Here is a 24,307-nt window from a genome sequence, read left to right on the forward strand (position 1 = left end):
GACCCTAGGACCTGATCCTGGAGACGTTGCCGAAGGTCGGCTTCCTGCGGGGTGAGGAGATCGGCCGCTCACCGAGCATGGTGGAAAGAGAGGAAAGGGCGCCTGACGGCGAAGGGGCTTGCATTCGGTACCTAGGTACAGGTTTACCGTCGAGGTATGACCCAAGACATCGCCCTTGACCAGCAGTGGGTGCCCTCGGCGTGCACGCTGCCCACCGCCGAGCAGCCGCTGCGGGTGGCCGAGTTCGACGCCCTGTTCGCCGACGCCGTGCAGGAGCTGGCGCGGCCGGAGCGCACGAGGCTGCGCCTGGACCTGGTCTTCAGCCCGGACAACGCCGCGCGGGCCGCCGAGCTGGCGGCGCGGGAGAACGGCTGCTGCTCCTTCTTCACCTTCACCTTGACCATCGCCGACGGCAGCCTGGCCCTGGAGGTGACGGTGCCGCCGGAGCAGGTTCAGGTGCTGGACGCGCTGGCCGAGCGCGCCGGCGCGGCAGCGTCAACGGGTGCGGGTGCGGGTGCGGACGCCAGGAGGAGAGATCTGTGACGAAGCGCATCACGCGTGAGGATTTGCGCGCGCTGCTGGAGGGCGGGGGTGTGCAGCTGGTGGAAGCCCTGCCGGCCGACGCCTTCGCGGCCGAGCACCTCCCCGGCGCGCGCAACGTGCCCGATCAGTTGTCGGCCGAGCTGGCCGGGCAGGTGGCGCCCGATCGGGCCGCCCCGGTGGTGGTGTACTGCTCGGGCCCGTACTGCAACCGCTCCAAGATCACCGCCGCCGCGTTCGCCCGGCTCGGATATGCGGACGTACGCGTCTACCCCGGCGGCAAGCAGGACTGGGCCGAGGCCGGGCTGGCCTTCGAGGGCAGCCGCTCAGGCACGAGCACGATCAGCGGCCCGATCAGCGGCGCGGCCGCCGCAGCGGGACGGCCAGCGTGAGCCAGGACATCGTGCTGCACGGTGCGGGCGGGCCGTACCTGCGCAGCGGGCAGGTGGCCGAGCAGGCCGGCGTCAACCTGCAGACCCTGCGCTACTACGAACGCCGGGGGCTGATCGCCGAACCGGCGCGCAGCCCCGGCGGTCACCGCGCCTACCCGCCCGAGACCGTCACCCTGCTCACCGTGATCAAAGCCGCCCAGCGGCTGGGCTTCACCCTGGAAGAGGTGGCCGAGCTGATCGACACCGGCCGGCGCGGCCACCCCACCCCGGACCTGCGCTCCCGCGCGCAGGCCAAGATCGCCGAGGTGGACGCGAGGATCGCCGACCTGGCCACCATCCGCCAGGCGCTGACCCAGGTAGTCAACGCCGGCTGCGACAGTCTGACCCACTGCACCTGCCCCGACTGCCCCCTGCCGTTCGCCGATCTGGCCCACGATCGCACCCCCAAGGAGAGCTGATCACAGTGAGCACCGACCACGACCGTCGCACGCCCATCGCCGTGCCCATCGCCGTGCCCACCACCGTGCCCCTCACCACCTTCAGCGCTCCTGCGACCGAGCGCTCCAGCAAGGACGATGGCGGACCCCCACGGCGTAGCAAAGTCGCCGCCGCCCTGGCCGTGCTCGCGTGCGCGGCCTGTTGCGCCCTGCCCCTGTTGATCGGAGCCGGGCTGCTCACCGGAGCCGGCGCCGCGCTGGCCGAGCAGACCCTGCTCGCCGTCGCCGGAGTGCTGGTCGCCGTCGCCGCCGGCATGTGGTGGTTGCATCGTCGCCGCACCTCACGTGCCGCCCCCAGTGGGGGAAGCTGCGGATGCGGCGGCAGCGGCTGCGGCTGCTGAGCCGCCCGGCGCAAGGCCTCGCCCCGACAGGGCCCGTCGCAGTCAGGCCGCCGCCGAACCGGCATGGCGCTGCCGATAGCGTCACGTGCAGAAATCAAGCGGCATGAGCAGGAGTGGGAGGGCCGAGTGACGCCGCAGACGCAGCCGGAGGGGTTGGTCGCGCGGATGGAGCGTCACCAGGTCGCCATCTACGTGGGGGCGATCGTGGCCGGCGCCGTGGCGGGATGGGCCGCCCCGGCGCTGGGATCGGTGCTGGAGCATGCGATCAACCCGGTGCTGGCGGCCCTGCTGTATGTGACGTTCCTGCAGGTGCCCGCCGCCGAGTTGGTGCGTTCGCTACGCGCGGGCCGGTTCTTGGGGGCCGCGCTGGTGGTGAACTTCGCCGTGGTGCCGCTGGTGGTCGCGGCGATGTTCGCCTTCCTGCCCGCCGATCACGCGGTCCGCCTGGGCGTGCTGCTGGTGCTGCTGACCCCGTGCGTCGACTACGTGATCGTCTTCACCGGGCTGGCCGGGGGCGACAGCCGGCGACTGCTGGCCGCCACGCCGCTGCTGCTGCTCGTCCAGATGGTCGCGTTGCCGGTGCTGCTGGTGGCGTTCATGGGCGCCGAGCTGACCGCGGTGGTCGAGCCGGGGCCGTTCGTCGAGGCGTTCGTGGTGCTGATCGTCATCCCGCTGGCGTTGGCCTGGCTCACCCAGGCGTGGGCGGCCCGCCGCCCAGCTGGGCGCGCCGTCGCCAAGGGGGCGAGCGCGGCGATGGTGCCGCTGATGGCGGCCACGCTGATCACGGTGGTCGCCTCCCAGGTGCCCAAGCTGGACGGCAACCTGGCCGCGGTGGCCGCCGTGGTGCCGTTCTACATGCTGTTCCTGGCCGTGATGGCCGTCGCCGGCCTCGCTGTTGGCCGCCTGTTCCGCCTCGACGTGCCGGCCGGGCGGGCGATCGTGTTCACCGGCGCGACCCGCAACTCCCTGGTCGTGCTGCCGCTCGCGCTGGCGCTGCCCGACGCGCTGGCCGTCGCCTCGGCGGTCGTGGTCACCCAGACCCTGGTGGAGGTGGTGGGCATGGTCATCTACGTCCGCCTGGTGCCCAGACTGCTTCCGCTTCGCTGAGGCGAAGCGAGCGGTGCAGCTCACGCAGATGAGCCCTGTGCGAACCAGCACGAATGGGCGCCTGCCGGGATGCGCTGTACTTCCTGCCATGACGATCATCCGTTCCCTGGTGTTGTTCGCCCCGGGCCGCGCTCACCGAGATCGGCGGGGCGTGGCTGATCTGGCAAGGCGTGCGCGAGCAGCGCGGCATGGTGTGGATCGGTGCCGGCGTCATCGCCTTGGGCCTGTACGGGTTCGTCACCACGCTGCAGCCGGACGCGAACTTCGGCCGCATCCTGGCCGCCTACGGCGGCGTGTTCGTCGCCGGGTCCCTGGCCTGGTGCATGGTCGTCGACGGGTTCCGGCCCGACCGATGGGACGTCATCGGCGCTCTGGTCTGCCTGGCCGGCGTTGCAGTGATCATGTACGCGCCGCGCGGGTGATCGGCCCCGCAAGGAGGCCGAGTGCTGAGATCGCCGCCAGAAGTGATCACGGCATCTGCTGTGTGGCGGCACGACCCCTGACCGCGGCGTCTGAGGTATGAGCCTGAACTGTCCAGCCCCTGCCGGGGGAGGTGTCAGCAGCAGAACTTGAGGTAGTTCTGCAGGTCGCCGAGGATGCGGGCGACGCTGTCGCGGTCACCGCGATACAGCATCTCCTTGCCGGCGCGGCGGGCGGTGACGATACCGCCGCGGCGCAGCAGCGCGAGTTGCTGGGAGGCGGCGGACTGGCTGATACCGGCACGCTCGGCGACCTGGTTCACCGACAGCTCGGCGCCTTGGGCGAACAGCAGCATGATCTGCTGGCGGCCCTCGTTGGCCAGCGCCTTGAGGAAGTCGTGGGTGGCCTGGTCCAGCTGTGGGGCGCACGCGGCGGTCGCGCCGTCGCCGGGCGTCGCGGCCGGCGCGCAGGCGATCCCGGCGCTTGGTACGGCGGCCGGTTGCCCGGTGTCCGGTCGCGCCGCATTCGGTTGCGGGGTGTCCGGCCTGGTGGCGGGTGGTTCGGTGGCCATGCCTGCTCCCTTCCTTCCGGCATCCTACCCATCACATCAAGATATTGACATATTAGAAAATGACGGTACGTTCGCGGCATGCCTCTCGACAACGACTCCGTCCTGATCGTCGGGGCCGGGCAGTCCGGCCTGGCCGCCGCACACGCCGCCCTGGAGTACGGGCTGCGGCCTGTGGTGTTGGAAGCCTCCGGCCGGACCGCCGGGTCCTGGCCGCGCTACTACGACAGCCTGGCCCTGTTCTCGCCCGCCCGCTACAGCAGCCTGCCAGGCGCGCCCTTCGGCGGCGATCCCGAACGCTACCCGCGCCGCGACGAGGTGATCGCCTACCTGGAACGCTACGCCGCTGCCCTGGCCGGCCGCGGCGCCGAGCTGCGCACCGGCGCCCGCGTGGATGCCGTCGAGGCCAGCGCGGACGGTTTCACCGTAAGTCTGGACGGGGGCGAAGAACTGGCCGCCCCTGCTCTGATCGCGGCCAGCGGCTCCTTCGGCCGCCCGCACCGGCCCGCCCTGCCCGGCCTGGACACCTTCACCGGCCAGGTGCTGCACGTCGCCGACTATCGCTCGCCGGCCTCGCTGCCCGGCGAGCACGTCATCGTGGTCGGGGCGGGCAACTCGGCGGTCCAGGTCGCCTACGAGCTGGCCGCCGATCGGCGGGTGACGCTCGCCAGTCGCACGCCGGTCCGGTTCGTGGAGCAACGTCCGCTGGGGCGGGATCTGCACTTCTGGTTCCGCGTGACCGGGTTCGACCGGCTGCCGCTGGCACGCGCCGAGACCCCGCCCGCCTCGCCCGTCCTGGATGACGGCCGCTACCGCCGGGCGGTTCGCGAGGGCCGCTTTCGGCGCCGGGAGATGTTCATGCGCCTGGACGGCGACCAGGTGGCGTGGCCTGACGGCCGGCGTGAACGCGTCGATGCGGTGCTGCTGGCCACCGGTTACCAGCCGAACCTGCCCTACCTGGCCGGGCTGGGCGCGCTGACGGCCGACGGCCGCCCGCGCCAGCGCCACGGCCTGTCGCTCACCCATGGCGGCCTGGGTTTCCTGGGCCTGGAGTGGCAGCGCACCCCCTCCTCCAACACCCTGCGCGGGGTGGGCGGCGACGCCCGGCGCGTCGTGGCAGCGCTCGCCCGCCACCTGCGCGGCGACCGGGAACGCGGCCGCGCCTGAGCGGCCGCACCTTCCCCAACCTGCTTGATTCGATGAGCATCTAATTTGACATATCCCTAATCTGTCGGGCATCCTGCCGACGAGCTTACTTAGACAAACTTCAAACCAGCGCGGGCGCGGCTCGCGAGAACCGATGAGGAGATGCGCCATGAGCGGATGCTGCGGTCCCACCAGCGTCGAACTCCAGCCCAGCACGCAGGCCGCACAGCCGGACGAGCTGCCCATCGTGGTGATCGGTGCGGGCCCGGTCGGGCTGGCCGCGGCGGCCCACCTGGCCGAGCGGAACCTCGACTTCGTGGTGCTGGAGGCGGGCGAGCAGGCGGGCGCGTCGGTGGCCAAGTGGGGTCACGTCCGGGTGTTCAGCCCGTGGAGGTACAACATCGACGCAGCGGCTCGCCGCCTGCTGGAAGCCGACGGCTGGAGTGCGCCGGACGCCGGGTGGCTGCCGACCGGCGCCGAGCTGATCGATGACTACCTGGCGCCGCTGGCCAAGCTGTTCGGCGACCGGGTCCGCCTCGGCGCGCAGGTGAGCGCGATCAGCAGGCTCGGCTACGACCGGGTCCGCACCGCCGGACGTGAGGCGGCGCCGTTCCTGATCCGCCTGGCCGATGGCAGCGAGCTGCACGCCCGCGCCGTCATCGACGCCTCCGGCACCTACGCCACCCCGAGCGTGCTCGGCGCGTCCGGCCTGCCCGCCCACGGCGAGAGCGACGCGGCGGACCTGGTCGACCACGCGCTGCCCGACGTCCTCGGCGCCGACCGCGACCGGTACGCCGGCCGGCATGTCCTGGTCGTGGGCGCGGGCCACTCGGCCGCCACCACCCTGCTCGCTCTCGCCGAGCTGGAGGACACCCCGATCACCTGGGCCATCCGCGCCGGCAACGCCGCTCGTACGTACGGCGGCGGTGAGGCCGATGCGCTGCCCGCCCGTGGCGCGCTCGGCACCCGCCTGCACGCCCACGTCACCTTTGGCCGCATCCGGCTGGTGACCGGCTTCTTCACCCACAGCATCGAGCGGGCCATCGAACGCGACGGCGAGCAGGTACGGGTGATCAGCCGCGACTCGTCCGGCGCCGAGCAGACCATCACGGCCGAGCGGATCGTGGCCGCCACCGGATACCGGCCCGACCACGCCATCGCCGGCGAACTGCGCCTGGACCTCGACCCGGTCCTCGGCTCCACCCGTGCGCTGGCCCCGCTGATCGACCCCAACGCGCACTCCTGCGGCACCGTGCCCCCGCACGGCGCCGACGAGCTGGCTCACCCGGAGGCCGGCTACTACGCCATCGGTGTCAAGAGCTACGGCCGCGCCCCCACCTTCCTCCTGGCCACCGGATATGAGCAGGCCCGCTCGGTCGTGGCCGCTCTGGCCGGGGATTGGGAGGCGGCACGGGATGTGCAGTTGGAGCTGCCCGAGACCGGGGTGTGCTCCTCCAGCCTGGCCGAGGCGCAGGAGCAGCGGGTCGGCCTGGCCGCCGGCATCGGCGGCGGCCTGCTGTCCACGCCGCTCCCCCTGGCCACCGTCTCCGCCTCCGATGGCGGCGGCTGCTGCGGCTGAGCGGATCAGGCATGAGTAGCTCCACCGCCCAGACCGCCGCCCTCGATACTGAGGGCGGCGGTCGGTCGCGTTCCTGGCAGGGCTGGCGCATCGTCGCGGCCCTGGCCATCACCCGAACCCTCGACTACGGCGTGCGCAATCAGACTGGCGTGCGCGATTGCCGCGTTCGCACTGTTGACCTACCACCGCCTATAATTTCGACAGATTTCGAATCAGGGAGGGTCGGATGACTGCGGTCACGAGCCAGTGCTGCGCACCGATCGCGCGTGAACCGCTGTCGGAGAGCGACGCGGCCGAGCTCGCGGTCATGCTCAAGGCGGTCGCCGACCCCGTACGGCTGCGCCTGCTGTCGATGATCGGCTCCCACGCGGGCGGTGAGGCGTGCGTGTGCGACCTGACCGACGCCTTCGACCTGACCGCGCCCACCATCAGCCACCACCTCAAGGTGCTGCGTACCGCCGGCCTGATCGACGGCGAGCGGCGCGGCACCTGGGTCTACTACCGGATCATCCCTGAGGCGGTGAACAAGCTCGGCGCCCTATTCACCCCGCTCGCCGGGCCCGTCTCCGCGTGATGCGTCTGGTTGACGTCCTGGTCATCGGCGGCGGCCAGGCCGGGCTGGCCGCCGGCTACTACCTGCGCCGCGCCGGAGCCGACTTCGTCATCCTCGACGCCCAGGACCGCCCCGGCGGCGCGTGGCGGCACGCCTGGCCGTCACTGCGGCTGTTCTCTCCCGCCCAGTACAGCTCGCTGCCCGGCCGGATGATGCCCGTCCCACCCGGCGGCTATCCGAGCGCCGCCGATACGGTCGCCTACCTGGCCGACTACGAGCAGCGCTACGATCTGCCTGTGCTGCGGCCGGTTCAGGTCCATGCGGTCCGGCGCGGCGGCGCGCGCCTGACGGTCGAAACGGACGCCGGCACCTGGCAGGCCCGGATCGTCATCAGCGCGACCGGCACCTGGTGGCGGCCGTACGTCCCGTACTATCCCGGCATCGGAGACTTCCACGGCGAGCAACTCCACACGGTCGGCTATCGCGGCCCCGAGCCGTTCCGGGGCCGACGCGTGGTGATCGTCGGCGGCGCCAACTCCGCCGCGCAGATCCTGGCCGAGGTCTCCACCGTCGCCGACACCACCTGGGTCACCCTGCGCCCGCCCCGCCTGTTGCCCGACGAGATCGACGGCCGGGCGCTGTTCGCGTTGGCCACCCGACGGGCCCAAGGCGGAGGCGGCATCGGTCACTTGGGCGACATCGTCGCCGTCCCACCGGTCCGCGAGGCCCGCGATCGCGGCGCGCTGAAGGCCGAGCCGATGTTCCGCCGGATCACCCGCGACGGCGTCGCCTGGTCCGACGGCACCAGCCAGGCCGCCGACGCCATCATCTGGTGCACCGGCTTCCGCCCCGCGCTCGGCCACCTGGCCCCGTTACGGCTGCGCGGCCGGGGCGGCCTCATCCCGGTCGAGGGCACCCGCGCCATCGGCGAGCCCCGCCTGCACCTGCTCGGCTATGGCGACTGGACCGGCCTGGCCTCAGCGACCCTCATCGGCGCCGCCCGTACCGCCAAGCAGGCAATCATCGAAGTGATGGCCGCGCTCGGCGTCTCATCAGGTCGGGGCGGCCGGTAAGCCCGTTGCTCGATGCTCCACGGACTGGCCATCATGGAGGTTCGTGCCTTCCCTTGAGGCAGCAGAGCCGGAGGAGTCTGGCGAGGAAACCACGATGCGCCTGCTGGCGAGGGAGAGCGATGCCGACCAACGATCACACCGTGCCGCGGATGTATCTGCGGCACTTCTCGCGCCAGAAGAAGAAGGCGAGCACGAACTGGTTCATCACCGCGCGCAGCGTCGATGATCTCGACCGTGTCTTCGAGGCGAACATCACCAATGTGGCGGCGGTCACCGACTTCTACGGCCAGCGCGTCGAGCGGCTGCTCGCGAAAATCGAAGAGCGAGCCGCTCCGGTCTTTCGCGCCATACTCGACGACCCCGCAGGTGCGCTGCCCCTCCACTGGCCGCTCAGAGCCGAGGACAGGTCCTGGATGGCGTGGTGGATCGCCGCTCAGATCGTGCGGACCACGCGTCAACGCCGCCGCCTCGTTTCGATCACCGCAGCAGGCACCGACGAACAGCCGCTGGAGGTGCCGCACGCCGTCAAGTCGCTGGCCGGCCGAGACCCCCACCTTCAGTTCATCACCGGTCAGCTCGCCGCCTTAGGCCGGATCGTCTACAACCGCCCCTGGGGGCTCGGATTCAGCGACGCGTGCCTGTGGACCAGCGACGTACCGGTGGTGATCCTTAACGGGCACGACGATGCGAATCAGCTGCGCGCCGCGGCCTTCTGGGACATGATCCTTCCGCTGGACCCTCACCGCTTCCTCATTCTTCCCGGATTAGGGACGCGAGACCCAGACCCGGAAAAGCAGGTCGATCACCTGACCAAGTTCGACGGCGGCCTCGGCATCTGGCTCAATGTCGTGATCTACGATGCAGCCGACACGCACCTGTACTGCCACGCTGAACACGACTCACTGCCACTGCTCAGCTCGCACCTGACCGGCGTACGCCTGCCCACCCCATGGAATGGCGATCAGCGACGCAACAGCCCCTCCTACATCGTCGAGTATCCGCCCCTGGGCAGGAATCTGACCGTGGAGCGGCGATGGCTGACCGAACACCCGCCTTCCCGCCCGACCACATCGTGACCAGCCTGAAGATGAGGGCGGCAACCCGATCGGACCGGAACTGACCGTAGGCAACGCCCACCGAAAGCGATGAGCGCTGCACATGCCAGTTGCCCTCAGCTGGTGAGCTCACCGACGAGCTGTTCGACGCGGTCACGGATCTCGTCGCGGATGGGACGGACGGCCTCGATGCCCTGTCCGGCGGGGTCGTCGAGCTTCCAGTCTTCGTATCGTTTGCCGGGGAAGATCGGGCAGGCGTCGCCGCAGCCCATGGTGATCACGACGTCGGAGGCCTCCACCGCGTCGACGGTGAGGATCTTGGGATGGGCGGCGGTGATGTCGATGCCGACCTCGCGCATCGCCTCGATCGCGGCCGGGTTGACCTGGTCGGCGGGCGCCGATCCCGCGGAGCGGACCTCGATCCGGTCGCCTGCCAGATGGGTGAGCCAGCCGGCCGCCATCTGGGAGCGGCCGGCGTTGTGCACACAGACGAACAGGACGCTGGGCTTGCTGCTCAAGAGCTGGTTCCTTTCGGTTGTTTCCGTCGTCAGGCTGTGGGGATTTCGAGGTCGTCGAGCAGGCCGCGGACGCGGCGTTCGATCTCGTCGCGGATGGGCCGCACGTCTTCGACGCTCTTGCCCTCGGGGTCGTCCAGTTCCCAGTCGAGGTAACGCCTGCCGGGGTAGACAGGGCAGGCGTCGCCGCAGCCCATGGTGACCACGACGTCGGCGGCGCGGACGATCTCCTCGGTCCACGGTTTGGGGAACTCGCGGGAGATGTCGATGCCCCGCTCGGCCATGGAGGCCACCGCTGCGGGGTTGATCTCGCTGGCGAACTCCGAGCCGCCGGACCAGGCCAGTGCGCGGTCCCCGGCCAGGTGCTGGAAGAAGCCCATGGCCATTTGGGAGCGTCCGGCGTTGTGCACGCACAGGAACAAGACGATGGGCCGCCCGTCGTGGTGGCCTTCCACGCGGGCCAGGGCGTGCAGGCGCTGGCGGGCGAAGCGTTCGGCGAGCAGCGGCAGGTAGTTGGGGATCGTGCTGTGCAGGGCGAACTGGTCGTAGCTGGTGTGCAGGAACCGTTCGATGGTCTCGGTGCCGAACGTGCCGGTGAACTCCTCGGCCAGGCGGCGGGCGGCGGTGAGCAGGGCGTGCTGCTGATCGATGGACAGGTCCAGGTGGCGGTAGGTCTGCGGCATGGCTCACTCCTTGGGGGGATGGATGGCGGGTGCCAGCCGTTGGACGCGGTCGGCGATGTCGGTGTAGGCGTGTTCGAACGCCTCGTCGCTGCCGGTGCGTACCGGGTCGGGGATGGACCAGTGCAGTCGTTCGAGGTCGGCGAGTTGCTCGTGGGCGGTGTCGCAGACGGCCACGACCAGGTCGTCTGGGCGTAGCGTCTGGTCCACGTGACTGGTCGTGGCGTGGTCGAGGTCCAGGTCGTGGCGGGCGGCGAGGGCGCGGGCGGGGGGATGGACGTGTGGGACGGGTACCGTGCCGGCCGAGGCGGCCGGTACGGCGCTGGCGCGGGCCCACAGGGCGGCGGCCAGTTGGGAGCGGGCGGAGTTGTGGGTGCAGACGAACACGATGCGCGGGGCGCGTCGGACCGCCGCAGGCACCAGGCCGGATAGGGATTGCGGGATCAGGCGCAGGTAGGTGCGTCTGCGGTCGCCTTCGGAGCGGTGGCGCTCGATCACGCCCGCTTCCTGCAGCGTTTTCAGGTGGTGGGCGAGGAGGTTGGTGGGCAGGCCGAGGATCTGGCCAAGTTCACCCGGGGACGCATCGCCCAGCAGCAGCCGGTCCACGATGGACAGCCGGCCCGGGTCGCCGAGTGCCGCGTGCACCCGGGCCCGGGCCTCCAGCGAAGAAGACCCGTCAATGTTCATTGAGTCAATGATTATTGAGCTATCTCTTCGCGTCAAGTTGCCGGTGCTCAGCGCCCGTCTTGATGGGGTACGACGGGCTCGGCAGTTGCTGCGGTAGGACTGCCGAACAGGCCATGCACCAGTGCCAACCCGATAACGCCGCCGATCAGCTGGGCCGCGATGAAGCCGGGCAGCGATGTGGGAGCGATGCCGGCGAAGGTGTCGGAGAAGGTCCGGCCGATGGTGACGGCGGGGTTGGCGAAGCTGGTGGAGGAGGTGAACCAGTACGCCGCCCCGATGTAGCCGCCCACCGCCAGCGGCGCGGCGGCCGTACGGCCCGACCTGGTCAGGCAGAAGATCACCAGCACCAGGCCGGCGGTCGCCACGACCTCGCCCAGCCACAGGTGCGCACTCGATCGCGACGTGCCCGACCACGCGATCACGGGCTTGTCGAACATCGCGTTGGCCAGCAGCGCACCGCCGATAGCCCCCAGCACCTGGGCCACCACGTAGCCGCCAAGCTCGCCGCCGGACAGGCCATGTCCGCTCTGCCGTCCCTGCCACCAGTCGGCCAGCGACACCACCGGATTGAAATGGGCACCGGAGACCGGGCCCAGCACGACGATGAGAACGGCCAGGCCAAAGACGGTGGCGGTGGAGTTCTCCAGCAACTGCAGGCCCACGTCGTGAGGGGACAACGTCTGGGCCATGATCCCCGACCCGACCACCACCGTCACCAGCAGCGCGGTGCCGAGGAACTCGGCCAGCAACCGGCGCTTCACCCGTCCACCTCGGCGGCCGCCCCGTCATCCACCCTTGTGGGCGCGGCCAGCAGCGCCGCGAGCTCGGCGAGCCGTTCTGGCACGACCCGGTAATACACCCAGGAGGCCCGCCGTTCGCTGGTCAGCAGGCCGACATCCTTGAGCACCTTGAGATGGTGGCTGATCGTCGGCTGGGCCAGCTCGAAACTCGCCGTCAGGTCGCACACGCATGCCTCGCCGCCCTGGTGGCTGGCCACGATCGAGACGATGCGCAGCCGTACCGGATCGCCCAGCGCCTTGAACGCCCGCGCCAACCCCGCCGCCTGATCCTCGCCCAGCGGCTCGCGAGCCAGCGGGGAGCAGCAGTCCAGGACCTCCAACATATCCATGAGCGTCAATATTGGCATCCATGGATATCAGCAAGGACACGCCATGATGAACGTCAGATGGCCAGCCGGCCAGGCCGCTCGTCAGCGGCCCACCACTGTGCTGCGCCGTTCGATCGTCAGCACGTCGCGCCAGACGCCGTGGTGGCGGCCGACGCGCTCGCGGACGCCGACCACCCGAAAGCCCAGCGCCTGGTGCAGCGACAGGCTGGCGGTGTTCTCCGGGAAGATGCCGGACTGGATGGTCCAGACGCCGCAGTCCTCGGCGGCGGCAATGAATGCTCTCAGCAGAGCGCGCCCGATGCCGTGCGCCTGGCAGCCGGGGTGAACGTAGATGCTGTGCTCCACGACTCCGGCGTAGACGGGCCTGGTGGAGACCGGTGAGGCGGCGATCCAGCCGACGACATCGCCGGTCTCGGCGTCGGCGGCCACGTAGCGCAGATGCGGCAGCTTGCCGGCGGTGAAACCCTCCCAGCTCGGCGCCGTGGTCTCGAAGCTGGCCTGTCCGGTGTCGAGCCCCGCCTGGTAGATCGCCAGGACTTGGGCGGCATCGGTGTCACGCATGGGGCGGATCTCCAGGCCAGGCCCGATGGCGGGCTTGGCTGCCTGGACGATAGCCGAGTGCACGCCGTCGCCGTGGTCGGCGGTCGGCGTGATTCGGATGCCGACGAAGCCCGTCCGGGTCAGCAGTTCGCGGTACTCCTCGATCGGCAGGGCGCCGGCTACGCAGCCGATCCGCTGCTCTGCCGCCGCCCGTCGGACCGGGTCGAGCTCGCCGTCGACCACGACGTCGCTCACCCCGAACCGCCCGCCGGGGCGTAGCACCCGGAACGCCTCGGCCAGCACGGCGGCCTTGTCGCCGGACAAGTTGATCACACAGTTGGATATGACGACATCGACAGCGTGATCCGGCAGCGGAACGTGTTCGATGACCCCGTGCAGGAACTCGACGTTGCGCACGCCCGCCTGCTCGGCGTTGCGGCGGGCCAGCGCCAGCATGTCGGGGCTGGCATCCAATCCGTAGACCTTGCCGTGCGGGCCGACCCGGCGCGCCGACAGCAGCACATCGATGCCGCCCCCCGAGCCGAGATCAAGCACCGTCTCACCACGCTGCAGTTCGGCGACAGCTACCGGGTTGCCGCACCCCAGGCTGGCCCGCACCGCCCCCTCCGGCAAAGTGCCGAGCTCGTCGTAGCCCGCCACACCGAAACCGCCCTGCTCGAACGCGTCCTGCCCACAATCGGCGACCACCCAACCGGCATCCGCGGCACGGGCCAGGGCCGAGTAGTGGTCGATGATCTCGTCATGCGCCATGGCGAAGCTCCTTCACTCGCAGGTGAGCGCAGCTGGCACGGGGTTGCCCATGACCACGTCGGCGGCGGTCGGGAAACAGCTCACGCAGTTCTCGTTGATCCGGTACAGGCTGGAGGTGCCCTGCTTCTCGACCAGCACGAACCGCACCTCGGCCAGGATCTTCAGGTGGTGCGAGACGGTGGATTGGCCCACCCCGGAGGCGGCCACGATCTCGCCCACGCTCATCGGCACCCGCCGCCGGGCCAGCAGCGACACGATCTGGATGCGGGTGGCGTCGGCCAGGGCCTTGAACCAGCTGGCGTACTCTTCGGCCTCCGCGCGCGGCAGCAGCCCTTTCTCCTCATTCATCGTTAATCGACGATATTAGATAAATCGGCCGAAGGGAAGAGTCGGCTGCTATGAGGAGCTTCCGCGACACGCGCGGCGTTCTCAGATATGAGGAGTTCTGACAGACCCGGCAACCCCGAGCGGTCGTGTCCGTTTTGTCCGTCGGCGTCGTTCTCATAACTTCTCGCAAAACCGTGTTCTCAGAATGCTGCTCACGGTAGGTTCTGCGACATGAGCGATCTTGCCGATCCAGCCGCCGCCGTCGAAGCGGTCGACTGCCCGACCTGTCAGGCGCCCGCCGGAAGCTCCTGCCGCACCCGGGGCGGCAAGGTCGCGCCGAAATACCACACGCCGCGCTTCATGCTCGTGCCGCAACTACGCGCCGAGTTGGAGGTGCGCACCCCCGCCGATCGAGGCGCCGGCCGGGCCTGGACGGCAGGCCCGGCGATCGAAGCCGCCGTCGCCGGCGTCGGGACGACCCGGGTGGGCTATGCCCGCTGCAGCACGGCCGAGCAGGAACTGCAGAGCCAGCTCGACGCCCTGGAGGCGGCGGGCTGCGACCCGATCTTCTCGGAGAAGATCAGCTCTCGAGTAAAGGTGCGGCCGGAGTTCACCAAGGCGATGGAGTTCGCCCGCACGATCAAGCAGGCCGTCCCGCACCAGCGGGTGATCTTCACCGTGCATGAGATGAAGCGGCTGGGCCGAGGCGCGGCCGAACTCCTGGCCATCGCCGAGGAGTTGCGCCGGGCCGACATTCAGCTGGAACTGCTCACCGGCCCGCTGCAGGGGGTCTACGACCCGTCCGGGCACGGGGCGGCGCTGTTCGCGTTCTTCGCCGGGATGGCCGAGTCCGAGCGGGAGTACATCCGGGAGAAGTCCCTCGAAGGCCAAGCCTCGGCCCGTGAGCGCGGCCGCCACGGCGGGCGGCCGAAGGTGTTCGACGACGACATGATCGCCTACGCGCGGACACTGCGGGCCCGCGGCGTGGCCGTGCCCGACATCGCGGCCAAGCTGGTCATCCCCACCGGCAAGAACAAGGGCGCTCACCCCTCCGTCGCCAGCGTCTACCGCGTGCTGGCTGAGGAGGAGACAGGGCAGACGGCCGAGATGGTGGACGTTCAGCCGATGAGCCGCCGGCCGGGCTGAAGCTCGCGATCGGCTTGGTCGTGCTGGGCGGTGACGATCTCGCCCGCGAGGGTGACGCATTCGCCGCAGATCTGCACTCCGGGCCCGTGCACCATGGCGCGGTGCGGGTCGGTGCAGCCGCAGAAGGAGCAGGCGCGTTCTGCCCGGCCGGGCTTGGCGAGCTTGCGGCCGCGGCGGCCGGGCCGGGGCGGGGGCGGGATGCAGTCGGCGAGTTCCTTCTTGATGTGGGCGGCCTCGACGCCGAGGTCGTCCAGGATGCGGCGGGCCGAGCAGCCGGGGTCGGTGGCCAGGATGAACAGCAGGTGCTCGGTGCGGGCCAGGTTCTGGCCGCGGCCGGCGGCGAAGCGGCGGGCGCGCATGACCGTGTCGTAGGCCTCGCCGTCGCCCACCGTCCGGCTACCGTCGTCGGCCCCGCCGGAAGCAACCTCGCGAGCAGCGTCGACAGCGGCGTGTGGGCGCAGCAGCCGGGAGGCAGCCTCGAGGACCTTGTCGTGAGTGACGCCGAGCCGATCCAGCACGCCAGCGGCCCGGCCGACCTGGAGCAGGCCGAGCAGCAGGTGCTGAGTGCCGGGGGCGCTGGTCTCGGCGTCGGCGGCCTGTTGAGCGGCTTGCAGGCATGCGGCCAAGCGCGGGGCGATGACGGCCGGTTCGGTGCCGGGCCCGCCGCTGACCTCCAGCCGGGGGGCGTAGCGCTGGCGGGCGGCCTGCTTGGAGATGCCCAGCCGCTCACCGATATCGGTCCACGACAGGCCCGCGTCGCGGGCGGTGCGGACGTAGTGGTCGACCATGGCGTCGGCGGCCTGGCCGGTCAGGGCGCCGTAGGTGATGGCCGCCTCCAGCAGCACCAGCGCGTCGGTGCTGGCGGCTCGGGTGGCCACGGCTTCGATCATCGCTTGGGTGTTCAGCGCGGGGCTGTCCATGACGACAACATTAGATTGTCAACGACGGCTCGACAATCCTTTCTTGTCGCCCGTACGGGGAGGCAGGTCCCGGCAGCGGTTACTGCGGGTCGGTCTCGGCCAGGAGCGGGCCGAAGATGGCCACGCCCAATTGCAGGGCCGCCTGCTGGTCCAGGACCTGGCCGCTCACCTGAGGGTGAGCTTCGGCCCAGGTGCGGGCGCTGGCGGAGTCGGCGAAGAAGTTGACGTAGCCGCAGCACACCTCCGCGGCGGCCGAGCGGGCCCCTGGAGCCGATGCTTGCGCGGGTGCGGGTGGGCATGTGTCGCAGGCGGCCTGCTGGCCCGCGTACACCACCGCGCTGGCCGGACTCCAGCACGCCTGCCCGGCCGCGGTGACCTCCACGGTGACCGGCCGGCCGTCATGTGGGTCGGCCGAGGTGATGCGCACGTCGCGGCCGAGCATCGCGGCGATGCCGAGCGCGTCGATCGCGCACATCGCGAACACGGCCGGCCCGCCGTCGATCTGCACCCGGTGCCGGGTCGCAGAAGCGGAGAACGGGTAGGCGGCCAGGATCTGCCCGGCCCCTCGTCCATCGTCGTCCAGGCGCAGGAAGTCGGCGGCGTGCAACTCGCCCAGCACCTGCTCGACGCTCACGCCATACGGGGCGGCCACGCGGGTCAGCTCGGCCACCGGCGGCGCCGCTCCGGTTGCGGCGAAGCCGCGCAGCACCTGCTGGTGCACCGCCCGCAGTCCGCCTTCCACGGGAGCTGCCCGCCCGGCGTCGGCGCGCCCCAGCGCATCGGCCCACACCGGCACCGACCCGGGCACCGACCCGGGCACCACCCCGTTCGGGTCCGGGCCGCCGGTGTGCGCGAGCGCCTGGTGGCGCGTGCCGTCCAGGGCGTGGCGTAGCGCCGCAACCAGCGCCGGCACTGAGGGTGCCCCTTCCAGGCGGCCCTGCTCGTCGCGATACATCCGGCAGGCCAGACCGGTCGCCATCGCAGGGTCGGCGAACGGGTCGCGGCCGTCGATCAGCAAGGTCGGTGAGCCGCGCATCTGCCAGCGCGCCGCCTGCCCGGCGTCGCTCACCGTGCGGCGCTCGATCGCGGCCGCCTGCACACCGCTCTCGTCGAGCGCCTTGAGCAGGCGCCGCTCCAGCGTCGGCGCGTTCGGGCAGTCCGGCACCGTCACCATCACCAGCTTCATCGCCCGGCCTCCTCATGCTGCTCGTGTTGCATCTTGGCGTCCGATCCGACGGTAAACCTTCCAGCGTGCTGGAAGGTCAAGGCCGTAGCCTGGGAGCATGCGCATCGGCACGTTGGCCGCCGCGGCCGGACTGTCCGCCAAGACCATCCGCTTCTACGAGCAGGCTGGCCTGCTGCCGGCCCCACCCCGCACAGCCGCCGGCTACCGCGACTACCCGGCCGAAGCCGCCGACCGGCTCGCCTTCATCCGCGACGCAGCCGCGGCCGGGTTGTCCCTGGCCGAGATCCGCGGCGTGCTGACCATCCGCGACGCCCGACAGCCGCCCTGCCGGCACGTCACCACGCTGATCGAGACCCACCTGGAGCACGTCGAGCAGCGCATCGCCGACCTGCTGATCACCCGCACCGCGCTGCAGGGCCTGCACCGGCGGGCCCGAGCCGTCGACCCGGCCGACTGCGGCCCTGAGGGAATCTGCCGCATCCTGACCACTACCGCGTGAGCCCTCGGCCGGCGGCGGGGCGGCGTGGCAGGATCGGCTGCGTGCAGGAACAGCACTACACCGCCGACAGCCGGCCAGGCGGACGCGGACGCCTGTTCGTCCCGGTGCCATTCGACCCCGACCAGGTGTGGGCGCCCAAACCGGTCCATCACGTGACCGGCACGCTGAACGGCAGGGGCATCCGCGCCGTGATCGTCGAACACGAGGGGCAACGCGGTTTCCTGCTCGGCCCGGCCTGGCAGCGCTGCGGCCTTCAGCCCGGCGGGCAGGTGAGCGTGGTACTCAAGCCGGAGGGGCCGCAGCGGGCCGATCTCGCCGAGGACGTCGCCGCGGCGCTGGAGGCCAGCCCGGCGGCGGGCGCCTTCTTCGACTCCCTCGCCCAGTTCTACCTGCGCGCCTACCTGCGCTGGATCGACGCCACCAAGGGCCGGCCCGAGGTGCGGGCCCAGCGGATCGCCGAAGTGGTCAGCCTGCTGGAAGCAGGGGTCAAGCAGCGCCCGGTGACCTGAGCGCCGCCAGCCCGGCCAGCGCCTGCAGCAGACGCTCTCGCTGTTGCTCGGTCAGCCCACCGACCCGGCGCTTCTCAGCCACCCCCGACACGGCCATCAGCGCCGCGACCCTCGCCGGCCCGTAACCAGGAACCGCTCGAAGAACCTGCGCCACCCGGGTCTTCTTCACCAGTTCCTCGCCGCTACGGCCGAACACCTCCGCCACGCTGGTCGTACCGGACTTCACCCCGGCCAGCAGCGCGCGACGCGCCGTGCGAGTTTCAGCTGCCTTCTCCAGGGCCGTCGCCCGTTGTTGCGGCGTCATCGTCGGCACTGCCATCAGAACTGCCATCAGATCTGCCCTCCCACCCTGTAGATCAACAGCTCGAACTGCTACGCCATACGCTCCGACGCAGGCCACCAGCCATCATCGCGCAGAGTGTCAAATCATGTGACGCCAACCCCGGCTCATCGTTCCACTAGTACTGGAAGGCCAGGTTCTCCAGCTGGGAGAGGATGTCGGCGGGGTCGAAGCGGTAGGCGGAGGGCGCGTTCCTGGGGTCGGTGCCCGACCGGTCGCCCCACAACAGGATGAAGTTGGCCGACTCGCGGGTGCGCTCGGCCGCCCACGGCACCTCGCCGGTGCTCGCCCAGCGCGACGGGATGTAGACCGTCTTGGCCGCGGCCTGGGCGGGTACAGCGGGCACGGCGAACATCGCGAGGAGGAGGCAGCAGATCGCCGCGATCCTAGTAGCCATAGCGGTTCCTCAGATGCCGCCACCAGTCCCGGAACATCCACGCGTCGAAGTCGGTGATGTGCGACGCGCTCCCGGCCTTCATCAGGAAGCCGCCGACGCCGGTGGGGGTCCAGTCGTAGAAGTCGTCCAGGCCGAAGGTGTGGCCTATCTCGTGGAGCAGGATGTGGATGTTGTCGGCGTTGAGGGAGTTCACGTAATACTCGCTGCCGATGCGCTGGCCCCAGTCGCCGCCCGCACCGCCGCCCATGCCGGCCGTGAGCCACAGCGACATGTCGTAGTGGTGTGACGCGCCGCCCGGGCAGTTCGGGTAGTTGCCGCTCTGGTTGAAGAAGCGGCCGCACGCCTCGGCGCACTGCGGCGCGTTCTCCCGGATGTCGTTGACGTAGATGTCGACCGAGTTGTCGCTCCACTGCAGCTGGGCGCGGTCGCGTACGGCCCAGCCGACCACCTTCACGGGCACGTTCGTGTAGGGCCAGCCGTTGTGGCCGACCATGACATCCATCCACTTCTTGAACTGCCGGGCGAGGGCGGCGTGGATCTGGTCGCGCAGCGCGGCCGACACGGGCGCGCCGGAGTCCCAGCGGACGCAGTAGTTGACCGAGCCCCGGTTGGCCATGATCTGGTCCCAGCCGTAGTTGCGGAAGCCGTACAGGTTCGGGTACGTGCTTTCCTGGTGCTGCCACACCTCGTTCAGCGGGGTGACGAGGTTGGCGGGCGGGTTCCAGCCGCTCTGCTGCCCGTTCTCGCCGAGGGCCTTGACCTCCAGCAGGCCGACGGACGCCGTGCCGCTCTGCAGCACGACGCGCAGCCGGGTGGTGCTCACCGCCGGGAAGCTGATCGTGTTGTACGCGTTCGCGGCCAGCGGGTACGTGCCGGGCAGGTCGGCGTACGCGCTGCCGGTCCACCTTTGCAGCTTCCAGGAGGCCGGCAGCCGGACGCCGCCGCCGTCGTCGAAGAAGTACACCTGCGCGGAGCTGAGCGTGCGCGCCTGCGGCCAGGTGAGCAGCACCCACTGCTCGCCGGTGTTGGGCCAGGTGCCCCAGCGCGGGTTGACCGTGTCGTTGGAACCGGGCGGATCGACGCCGTCGTTGATCGCCGCGACGCTCTCCCAGGGCGAGGTGTAGGACGCGGACGCGGTGGCGCTCGGGGCCAGGTTGACCACCGCGGCGGCGGCCGGTGAAGCGGGGATCAGGAAGATCCCGAGGGCGGCTACGACGCCCAGAATCGCCGACGTTAATCGCTTCATGGCAGTCCTCTCTGTTAGCGCTAACATTCGGTGCTATGTCACACACCTGCTGACCAGCCGAGTGTTGAGCCAGCCGCAGACCTTGTCAAGACGCGCTGAACGTTTCAGGTGTTAACCCGCGCCATATATGCGAGCATCTAAAGTCCTATGACACTAGATAAATGGAGAAATCGGTGATCGAGTTCTATCTGGACGCCAAGTCCGGTCTCGCGCCCTACCAGCAGCTGGTCCAGCAGGTACGGCGTGCGCTCCGGCTCGGGCTGCTCCGCGAGGGCGACCAGTTGCCGACCCTCAAGGAGGTCGTGGCGCAGTTGGCGATCAACGCCAACACCGTCCTCAAGGCCTACCGGGAACTCGAGCACGAGGGCCTGGTCGCCGCCCGGCCCGGGGTGGGGACGTTCGTGACGGCCACGCTCGCCGACACCTCGCTGGCCGCGCACGGCCCGCTGCGGCTGGAGCTGCGGCGCTGGCTGGCCAAGGCCCGCCGGGCCGGCCTCGACGACGAGAGCATCGAGGCCCTCTTCATGACCACCTTTCGGACCGCCGCACAGGAGGACATAGCGTGAGTTCCGTCTTAGAGGCTCAGGGGCTGGGCAAGAGATACGGCAGGCGCTGGGCGCTGCGCGACTGCACCATCGACATCCCCGACGGCCACGTCGTCGGACTGGTCGGGCCCAACGGAGCCGGCAAGACCACCCTGCTGAAACTGGCCACCGGCCAGCTGGAACCCACGACGGGCGGGCTCACTGTGCTGGGCGGACGCCCGGCGGCCGGTCCCGCGCAACTGGCCAAGGTCGGTTTCGTCGCCCAGGACACCCCCGTCTACGCCGGATTGAGCATCGCCGAGCATCTGCGCCTGGGCGCACGGCTCAACACCGGCTGGGACGCCGTGATGGCACGGGAGAGGATCGCCCGGCTCGGTCTCGACCCCGCCCACCGGGCCGGCAAGCTCTCCGGCGGCCAGCGCGCCCAGCTCGCCCTCACCCTGGGCCTGGCCAAGCGGCCCGAACTGCTGATCCTGGACGAGCCGGTCGCCTCGCTCGACCCGCTGGCGCGCCGCGAGTTCCTCCAGGGCCTCATGGAGGCGACCGTCGAGCACGAGTTCAGCGTGGTGCTCTCCTCCCACCTGGTCTCCGACCTGGAAAGGACGTGCGACTACCTGATCGTGCTCGTCGACTCGCGGGTCCAGATCGCCGGGGAGGCCGAGCACCTGCTGGCCACCCATCACCGCCTCACCGGCCCCCGCCGCGACCAGGGCACGCTGCCCGCGGACCAGCACGTCGTCTCCGCGCGGCACACCGACCGGCAGAGCACGTACGTCATCCGCACCGACGCCCCGATCCTCGATCCCGCCTGGACGATCAGCCGGCTCACGCTGGAAGACCTCGTGCTGGCCTACATGGACACCTCCGCCGCCGCCGGCCGGCGACCCGCCGCCCTGGAGGTCCGGCGATGATCTGGCTGACCTGGCGCCAGTTCCGTGGCGCCGCCCTGATGACGTCGCTGCTGCTCGTGCTGCTCGCCGCCGTTCTGGTCCCGACCGGCTCCCAGCTGGCCGCCGACTACGCCACCGGGATCGCCTCCTGCACGCGGGGCGAGGAGTGCCTGAACTTCTACGACCGCTTCTTCGACGCCTACCAGACGCCCTTCCTGGCCGGCACCCTCGTGGTGCTGGTCCTGCCCGCCCTGGTCGGGCTCTTCTGGGGGGCGCCGCTGATCACCAGGGAGCTGGAGGCGGGCACGCACCTGCTCGTGTGGAACCAGGGCATCACCAGGACCCGGTGGCTGGCGGTCAAGCTCGCCCTCACCGGCCTGGTCGCCGCGACCGCCGCCGGGATCAGCGGGCTCGCGGTCACCTGGTGGTCCGGCCCGCTGGACCAGTCCGCCCCGGAGGGCTTCGCGCTCATGGACCCCCTGGTGTTCAGCGCGCGCGGGATCATCCCCCTGGGGTACGCCGCCTTCGCCTTCGTCCTCGGCGTGACCGTCGGCATGTTCGTCAAGCGGACACTGGCCGCGATGGCTCTGACCCTGCTCGTCTTCGCCACGATCCAGATCGCCGTGCCGCTGCTGGTCAGACCCCATCTCATGCCCCCGGTCACCTCGGCCTTCGAGCTCGCCAGGGAGAACGTGGACATGTTCGGCGTGCGCCGCGACGGGATGCCCACGGTGAACCTGACGGCGACGATCCCCGGGCACACGGGCGCCTGGGTGCTGTCCAGCGAGCTCGTCGACGGGTCGGGACGCACGATCGCCGCGAGCGGCGAGGAAGCGATCGTCGAGGGCGTCTCCACCACGTCGGGCCCCTGCGGGCCGCAGCAGGCGCGGCAGGGCATGCAGACGTGCCTGGCCGAGCTCAACCGGCTCGGCTACCACCAGAAGGCCGTCTACCAGCCCCTTGAGCGGTTCTGGCCCATGCAGGCGATCGAGGCCGGGATCTACGCCCTGCTCACCCTCGGCCTCACGTGGCTCTGCTTCGGGTGGATCCGGAGGCGCCTGTCATGAGGGTCAAGGCCGTGACGGCCGGGCTCGCCCTCCTCCTGGCCGCGGCCTGCGCGGCGCCCACGCCGCCGCGCGGCCAGGGCACCACGGCGTCCGGCGCGGCGTGCGCGCGCCCCGCGGGTCCTCCCGCGGCCGAGACGCCCGCCACGATCGACGTCATCGAGCAGGCGTACTTCTGCATCCTCGGCAACTACTACAGCGGCTCCACCCTGGACGCCCGCGCGCTGCTGACCTCCGGGTTCGCCGCCCTGACGCAGGAGCTCAACCGCAACGGGCGCGACCTGCCCGGGGCCACCATGCCCGCGCTGACCGGCGACCGGAAGGCCGACTGGGCCGCCTTCGAGGCCACCTACCGCAAGATCACCGATCAGGTTCCCGGCCTGCGCGACGAACTGGCCGTCGTCACCATGGAGGCCCTGGTGGCGAGCCTCGGCGACAACCACGCCCGCTGGGCGCACGGCGGCGGACGGCCTCCCGACTACTACGACGGCGACGGCTACGGCCTGGGTCTTCAGGCGAACGTGTACGGTCCCCAGGTCGACGGCAACCCCGGCGTCGCCGTGCCCCCGCTGTTCGTCACGGCCGTGCAGGGCGGCGCGGCGCAGGCCGCGGGGCTGCGGCCCGGCGACGTCATCGAATCGATCGACGGTTCGGCGCCGTTCGTCGGCGGCGAGGCGACCCCCGCGATCGCCCTCCTGTACCGGCCCTACCCGCTGGCGCGGCCGGTCCGGCTGCGGCTCCTGCGGCAGAGCACCGGCCGCCGCTGGACTGTCACGCTCAAGCCGGGCCTCTACCAGCGGGACCTGGCCGCCCTGCAGGTGGTCCGGTCAAGGCTGCTGGACGACGACACCGCCTACGTGCGGATGACCGGATTCGCCCCCGACGCCGCGAACCGGGTCTTCAAGGCGATCTCGCGGCTGCGCGCCGGCCGGACGCTCAACGGCGTCGTCCTGGACCTGCGCGGCAACGGCGGCGGCAGCCCCGACGAGGCGACCCGGCTGGTGAGCGCGTTCGCCCACGGCAAGGTCACCGCCTACCAGTGCGCCGTGGACGGCACCTGCGACACCTCGCGCACCGACGACACCGTCGAACTGCTCGGCCTGCCCCTGGTCGTGCTCATCGACCGCAGCTGCGCCTCGGCGTGCGAGCACTTCAGCTCCGCGGTCAAGGACCTGCGCCTCGGCCCGCTGGTCGGCACCAGGACCGCCGGCGTCATCTCCGGGCCCGCGCAGCCGTACCGGCTCAGCGACAACACCACGCTGAGCTTCCCGGACAAGCACCATCTCGGGCCCGGCCGCGAGGTGATCGACAGGATCGGCGTGCCGCCCGACCACCACGTCCCCCCGACCCCCGAGGACGCGGCCGCCGGCCGCGATCCCGCCCTGGCCAAGGCCCTGAACCTGCTGAGGGAGACCTCATGAGAGCGATCGTGGCGGTGGCCGCCCTCCTCGCCGTGGCCGCGTGCAGCGCGCCCGTGCCGCCCAGGCCCCCCCCCCCCCCGCTGAACGCCGCCAGGCCGCCCGCCGGGCCGACGAACGCGGCCGGCCCGCCGCCGGGACGCCACACCAGGATCGCCGCCACCAGGTGCGCCAGCCCGACGACCAGCAGCACGACGCCGGACAGCACATGCATCTGCCGTCCGCCG

Annotated in this window: 30 protein-coding genes and 2 pseudogenes; 19 read left to right on the top strand and 13 right to left on the bottom strand. The window is 70.9% G+C overall.

What is annotated here, in order from left to right; all coding sequences use genetic code 11:
• Positions 1-156 precede the first annotated feature (156 nt).
• The 6 genes and pseudogenes from ADY59_RS19195 (at position 157) to ADY59_RS19220 (ending at position 3,299) form a co-directional block, all read left to right on the top strand.
• Positions 157-543 carry a hypothetical protein gene (locus tag ADY59_RS19195; protein WP_049563987.1) on the top strand — a complete coding sequence of 129 codons (387 nt, stop codon included), beginning with the start codon at positions 157-159 and terminating at the stop codon, positions 541-543.
• Positions 540-932, top strand: coding sequence for a rhodanese-like domain-containing protein (locus tag ADY59_RS19200; RefSeq protein ID WP_049563989.1), 393 nt, complete (start codon positions 540-542; stop codon positions 930-932). The genes ADY59_RS19195 and ADY59_RS19200 overlap by 4 nt, the downstream gene beginning before the upstream one ends.
• Positions 929-1,390 (top strand): MerR family transcriptional regulator, encoded by a 462-nt coding sequence (locus ADY59_RS19205; RefSeq protein ID WP_231618780.1) that lies wholly within the window; start codon positions 929-931, stop codon positions 1,388-1,390. Before ADY59_RS19200 ends, ADY59_RS19205 begins: the two co-directional genes overlap by 4 nt.
• 5 nt (positions 1,391-1,395) lie before the next feature.
• Positions 1,396-1,770: a hypothetical protein gene (locus ADY59_RS19210; protein ID WP_049563991.1), complete on the top strand. Its 375-nt coding sequence runs from the start codon at positions 1,396-1,398 to the stop codon at positions 1,768-1,770.
• A 126-nt stretch (positions 1,771-1,896) separates the two neighbouring features.
• Positions 1,897-2,877 (top strand): arsenic resistance protein, encoded by a 981-nt coding sequence (locus tag ADY59_RS19215; RefSeq protein WP_231618781.1) that lies wholly within the window; start codon positions 1,897-1,899, stop codon positions 2,875-2,877.
• A gap of 88 nt (positions 2,878-2,965) precedes the next feature.
• Positions 2,966-3,299 (top strand): annotated as a pseudogene (locus tag ADY59_RS19220) (YnfA family protein).
• A gap of 134 nt (positions 3,300-3,433) precedes the next feature.
• Here the strand turns inward: ADY59_RS19220 and ADY59_RS48835 are convergent.
• Positions 3,434-3,868 carry an ArsR/SmtB family transcription factor gene (locus ADY59_RS48835; RefSeq protein WP_082310224.1) on the bottom strand — a complete coding sequence of 145 codons (435 nt, stop codon included), beginning with the start codon at positions 3,866-3,868 and terminating at the stop codon, positions 3,434-3,436.
• A gap of 78 nt (positions 3,869-3,946) precedes the next feature.
• Between ADY59_RS48835 and ADY59_RS19230 the strand changes: the two genes are divergently transcribed.
• From ADY59_RS19230 to ADY59_RS19250, 5 genes are all read left to right on the top strand, one after another.
• Entirely contained in the window at positions 3,947-5,032 is a 1,086-nt protein-coding gene (locus ADY59_RS19230; protein ID WP_049563993.1) for a flavin-containing monooxygenase, read from the top strand.
• Positions 5,033-5,180: 148 nt separating this feature from the next.
• A complete protein-coding gene (locus tag ADY59_RS19235; protein ID WP_082310225.1) occupies positions 5,181-6,590 on the top strand; it encodes an FAD-dependent oxidoreductase in 1,410 nt (469 codons plus the stop codon).
• 226 nt (positions 6,591-6,816) lie between these two features.
• Positions 6,817-7,164 carry an ArsR/SmtB family transcription factor gene (locus ADY59_RS19240; protein WP_049563995.1) on the top strand — a complete coding sequence of 116 codons (348 nt, stop codon included), beginning with the start codon at positions 6,817-6,819 and terminating at the stop codon, positions 7,162-7,164.
• Positions 7,164-8,216, top strand: coding sequence for an ArsO family NAD(P)H-dependent flavin-containing monooxygenase (locus ADY59_RS19245; RefSeq protein ID WP_049563997.1), 1,053 nt, complete (start codon positions 7,164-7,166; stop codon positions 8,214-8,216). The genes ADY59_RS19240 and ADY59_RS19245 overlap by 1 nt, the downstream gene beginning before the upstream one ends.
• 119 nt (positions 8,217-8,335) lie before the next feature.
• A complete protein-coding gene (locus tag ADY59_RS19250) occupies positions 8,336-9,292 on the top strand; it encodes a DUF4238 domain-containing protein (protein WP_049563999.1) in 957 nt (318 codons plus the stop codon).
• A gap of 95 nt (positions 9,293-9,387) precedes the next feature.
• On the opposite strand, the gene ADY59_RS19255 is transcribed toward ADY59_RS19250, so the two are convergent.
• From ADY59_RS19255 to ADY59_RS19285, 7 genes are all read right to left on the bottom strand, one after another.
• A complete protein-coding gene (locus tag ADY59_RS19255) occupies positions 9,388-9,789 on the bottom strand; it encodes an arsenate reductase ArsC (RefSeq protein WP_049564001.1) in 402 nt (133 codons plus the stop codon).
• A gap of 29 nt (positions 9,790-9,818) precedes the next feature.
• On the bottom strand, positions 9,819-10,469 hold the full coding sequence (locus ADY59_RS53720) for an arsenate reductase ArsC (protein ID WP_049564003.1): 651 nt from the start codon (positions 10,467-10,469) through the stop codon (positions 9,819-9,821).
• 3 nt (positions 10,470-10,472) lie between these two features.
• Positions 10,473-11,153, bottom strand: coding sequence for an arsenate reductase/protein-tyrosine-phosphatase family protein (locus ADY59_RS19265; protein WP_049564005.1), 681 nt, complete (start codon positions 11,151-11,153; stop codon positions 10,473-10,475).
• 47 nt (positions 11,154-11,200) lie between these two features.
• Positions 11,201-11,914, bottom strand: coding sequence for an MIP/aquaporin family protein (locus ADY59_RS19270; protein WP_049564006.1), 714 nt, complete (start codon positions 11,912-11,914; stop codon positions 11,201-11,203).
• Positions 11,911-12,282, bottom strand: a complete 372-nt coding sequence (locus tag ADY59_RS19275) for an ArsR/SmtB family transcription factor (protein WP_049564043.1) — start codon at positions 12,280-12,282, stop codon at positions 11,911-11,913. The genes ADY59_RS19270 and ADY59_RS19275 overlap by 4 nt, the downstream gene beginning before the upstream one ends.
• Positions 12,283-12,363: 81 nt before the next feature.
• A complete protein-coding gene (gene arsM / locus ADY59_RS48005; RefSeq protein WP_063780708.1) occupies positions 12,364-13,593 on the bottom strand; it encodes an arsenite methyltransferase in 1,230 nt (409 codons plus the stop codon).
• 12 nt (positions 13,594-13,605) lie between these two features.
• Positions 13,606-13,941: an ArsR/SmtB family transcription factor gene (locus tag ADY59_RS19285; RefSeq protein ID WP_049564008.1), complete on the bottom strand. Its 336-nt coding sequence runs from the start codon at positions 13,939-13,941 to the stop codon at positions 13,606-13,608.
• 210 nt (positions 13,942-14,151) lie between these two features.
• Here ADY59_RS19285 and ADY59_RS19290 point away from each other — a divergent pair, with 210 nt between their 5' ends.
• Positions 14,152-15,066, top strand: a complete 915-nt coding sequence (locus ADY59_RS19290) for a recombinase family protein (RefSeq protein ID WP_049564010.1) — start codon at positions 14,152-14,154, stop codon at positions 15,064-15,066.
• Here ADY59_RS19290 and ADY59_RS19295 read toward each other — a convergent pair.
• Positions 15,039-15,986 (bottom strand): ClpX C4-type zinc finger protein, encoded by a 948-nt coding sequence (locus tag ADY59_RS19295; RefSeq protein WP_049564012.1) that lies wholly within the window; start codon positions 15,984-15,986, stop codon positions 15,039-15,041. The two genes, ADY59_RS19290 and ADY59_RS19295, sit on opposite strands and share 28 nt — an antisense overlap.
• 79 nt (positions 15,987-16,065) lie before the next feature.
• Complete coding sequence (locus ADY59_RS19300; protein ID WP_049564014.1) at positions 16,066-17,172, bottom strand: alkylmercury lyase family protein; 1,107 nt, start codon at positions 17,170-17,172, stop codon at positions 16,066-16,068.
• 97 nt (positions 17,173-17,269) lie between these two features.
• Between ADY59_RS19300 and ADY59_RS19305 the strand changes: the two genes are divergently transcribed.
• The gene (locus ADY59_RS19305) at positions 17,270-17,671 is read left to right on the top strand and encodes a heavy metal-responsive transcriptional regulator (protein ID WP_049564016.1); all 402 of its coding nucleotides are present in this window, start codon (positions 17,270-17,272) and stop codon (positions 17,669-17,671) included.
• Positions 17,672-17,712: 41 nt separating this feature from the next.
• Positions 17,713-18,180 (top strand): YdeI/OmpD-associated family protein, encoded by a 468-nt coding sequence (locus ADY59_RS19310; protein ID WP_197093742.1) that lies wholly within the window; start codon positions 17,713-17,715, stop codon positions 18,178-18,180.
• Here ADY59_RS19310 and mihF read toward each other — a convergent pair.
• From mihF to ADY59_RS19325, 3 genes are all read right to left on the bottom strand, one after another.
• Positions 18,158-18,511 (bottom strand): integration host factor, actinobacterial type, encoded by a 354-nt coding sequence (gene mihF, locus ADY59_RS19315; RefSeq protein ID WP_231618782.1) that lies wholly within the window; start codon positions 18,509-18,511, stop codon positions 18,158-18,160. The two genes, ADY59_RS19310 and mihF, sit on opposite strands and share 23 nt — an antisense overlap.
• A 127-nt stretch (positions 18,512-18,638) precedes the next feature.
• The gene (locus tag ADY59_RS19320; RefSeq protein ID WP_197093743.1) at positions 18,639-18,917 is read right to left on the bottom strand and encodes a DUF6055 domain-containing protein; all 279 of its coding nucleotides are present in this window, start codon (positions 18,915-18,917) and stop codon (positions 18,639-18,641) included.
• A complete protein-coding gene (locus ADY59_RS19325) occupies positions 18,907-20,163 on the bottom strand; it encodes a cellulose-binding protein (protein ID WP_082310226.1) in 1,257 nt (418 codons plus the stop codon). Before ADY59_RS19325 ends, ADY59_RS19320 begins: the two co-directional genes overlap by 11 nt.
• A gap of 161 nt (positions 20,164-20,324) precedes the next feature.
• On the opposite strand from ADY59_RS19325, the gene ADY59_RS19330 reads away from it, so the two are divergent.
• From ADY59_RS19330 to ADY59_RS50130, 5 genes and pseudogenes are all read left to right on the top strand, one after another.
• Positions 20,325-20,729: a GntR family transcriptional regulator gene (locus tag ADY59_RS19330; protein ID WP_197093744.1), complete on the top strand. Its 405-nt coding sequence runs from the start codon at positions 20,325-20,327 to the stop codon at positions 20,727-20,729.
• Positions 20,726-21,619 carry an ABC transporter ATP-binding protein gene (locus ADY59_RS19335; RefSeq protein ID WP_049564020.1) on the top strand — a complete coding sequence of 298 codons (894 nt, stop codon included), beginning with the start codon at positions 20,726-20,728 and terminating at the stop codon, positions 21,617-21,619. The genes ADY59_RS19330 and ADY59_RS19335 overlap by 4 nt, the downstream gene beginning before the upstream one ends.
• A complete protein-coding gene (locus ADY59_RS19340) occupies positions 21,616-22,665 on the top strand; it encodes a transmembrane transport protein (protein WP_049564021.1) in 1,050 nt (349 codons plus the stop codon). The genes ADY59_RS19335 and ADY59_RS19340 overlap by 4 nt, the downstream gene beginning before the upstream one ends.
• On the top strand, positions 22,662-24,083 hold the full coding sequence (locus ADY59_RS19345; protein ID WP_049564024.1) for a S41 family peptidase: 1,422 nt from the start codon (positions 22,662-22,664) through the stop codon (positions 24,081-24,083). The genes ADY59_RS19340 and ADY59_RS19345 overlap by 4 nt, the downstream gene beginning before the upstream one ends.
• Positions 24,080-24,307 (top strand): annotated as a pseudogene (locus ADY59_RS50130) (hypothetical protein); the annotation flags it as partial. The gene ADY59_RS19345 and the pseudogene ADY59_RS50130, both read left to right, overlap by 4 nt.

The organism is Nonomuraea sp. SBT364 (assembly GCF_001083785.1).
GTDB lineage: Bacteria > Actinomycetota > Actinomycetes > Streptosporangiales > Streptosporangiaceae > Nonomuraea.

What these genes read in the sequence shown, in the direction of transcription:
- ADY59_RS19195 (WP_049563987.1), top strand. Translation starts at nt 157, where the DNA reads ATGACCCAAGACATCGCCCTTGACCAGCAGTGGGTGCCCTCGGCGTGC.
- ADY59_RS48835 (WP_082310224.1), bottom strand. Translation starts at nt 3,868, where the DNA reads ATGGCCACCGAACCACCCGCCACCAGGCCGGACACCCCGCAACCGAAT.
- ADY59_RS19230 (WP_049563993.1), top strand. Translation starts at nt 3,947, where the DNA reads ATGCCTCTCGACAACGACTCCGTCCTGATCGTCGGGGCCGGGCAGTCC.
- ADY59_RS19235 (WP_082310225.1), top strand. Translation starts at nt 5,181, where the DNA reads ATGAGCGGATGCTGCGGTCCCACCAGCGTCGAACTCCAGCCCAGCACG.
- ADY59_RS19240 (WP_049563995.1), top strand. Translation starts at nt 6,817, where the DNA reads ATGACTGCGGTCACGAGCCAGTGCTGCGCACCGATCGCGCGTGAACCG.
- ADY59_RS19245 (WP_049563997.1), top strand. Translation starts at nt 7,164, where the DNA reads ATGCGTCTGGTTGACGTCCTGGTCATCGGCGGCGGCCAGGCCGGGCTG.
- ADY59_RS19250 (WP_049563999.1), top strand. Translation starts at nt 8,336, where the DNA reads ATGCCGACCAACGATCACACCGTGCCGCGGATGTATCTGCGGCACTTC.
- ADY59_RS53720 (WP_049564003.1), bottom strand. Translation starts at nt 10,469, where the DNA reads ATGCCGCAGACCTACCGCCACCTGGACCTGTCCATCGATCAGCAGCAC.
- ADY59_RS19265 (WP_049564005.1), bottom strand. Translation starts at nt 11,153, where the DNA reads ATGAACATTGACGGGTCTTCTTCGCTGGAGGCCCGGGCCCGGGTGCAC.
- ADY59_RS19275 (WP_049564043.1), bottom strand. Translation starts at nt 12,282, where the DNA reads ATGGATATGTTGGAGGTCCTGGACTGCTGCTCCCCGCTGGCTCGCGAG.
- arsM (WP_063780708.1), bottom strand. Translation starts at nt 13,593, where the DNA reads ATGGCGCATGACGAGATCATCGACCACTACTCGGCCCTGGCCCGTGCC.
- ADY59_RS19285 (WP_049564008.1), bottom strand. Translation starts at nt 13,941, where the DNA reads ATGAATGAGGAGAAAGGGCTGCTGCCGCGCGCGGAGGCCGAAGAGTAC.
- ADY59_RS19290 (WP_049564010.1), top strand. Translation starts at nt 14,152, where the DNA reads ATGAGCGATCTTGCCGATCCAGCCGCCGCCGTCGAAGCGGTCGACTGC.
- ADY59_RS19295 (WP_049564012.1), bottom strand. Translation starts at nt 15,986, where the DNA reads ATGGACAGCCCCGCGCTGAACACCCAAGCGATGATCGAAGCCGTGGCC.
- ADY59_RS19300 (WP_049564014.1), bottom strand. Translation starts at nt 17,172, where the DNA reads ATGAAGCTGGTGATGGTGACGGTGCCGGACTGCCCGAACGCGCCGACG.
- ADY59_RS19305 (WP_049564016.1), top strand. Translation starts at nt 17,270, where the DNA reads ATGCGCATCGGCACGTTGGCCGCCGCGGCCGGACTGTCCGCCAAGACC.
- mihF (WP_231618782.1), bottom strand. Translation starts at nt 18,511, where the DNA reads ATGGCAGTTCTGATGGCAGTGCCGACGATGACGCCGCAACAACGGGCG.
- ADY59_RS19320 (WP_197093743.1), bottom strand. Translation starts at nt 18,917, where the DNA reads ATGGCTACTAGGATCGCGGCGATCTGCTGCCTCCTCCTCGCGATGTTC.
- ADY59_RS19325 (WP_082310226.1), bottom strand. Translation starts at nt 20,163, where the DNA reads ATGAAGCGATTAACGTCGGCGATTCTGGGCGTCGTAGCCGCCCTCGGG.
- ADY59_RS19330 (WP_197093744.1), top strand. Translation starts at nt 20,325, where the DNA reads ATGGAGAAATCGGTGATCGAGTTCTATCTGGACGCCAAGTCCGGTCTC.
- ADY59_RS19340 (WP_049564021.1), top strand. Translation starts at nt 21,616, where the DNA reads ATGATCTGGCTGACCTGGCGCCAGTTCCGTGGCGCCGCCCTGATGACG.
- ADY59_RS19345 (WP_049564024.1), top strand. Translation starts at nt 22,662, where the DNA reads ATGAGGGTCAAGGCCGTGACGGCCGGGCTCGCCCTCCTCCTGGCCGCG.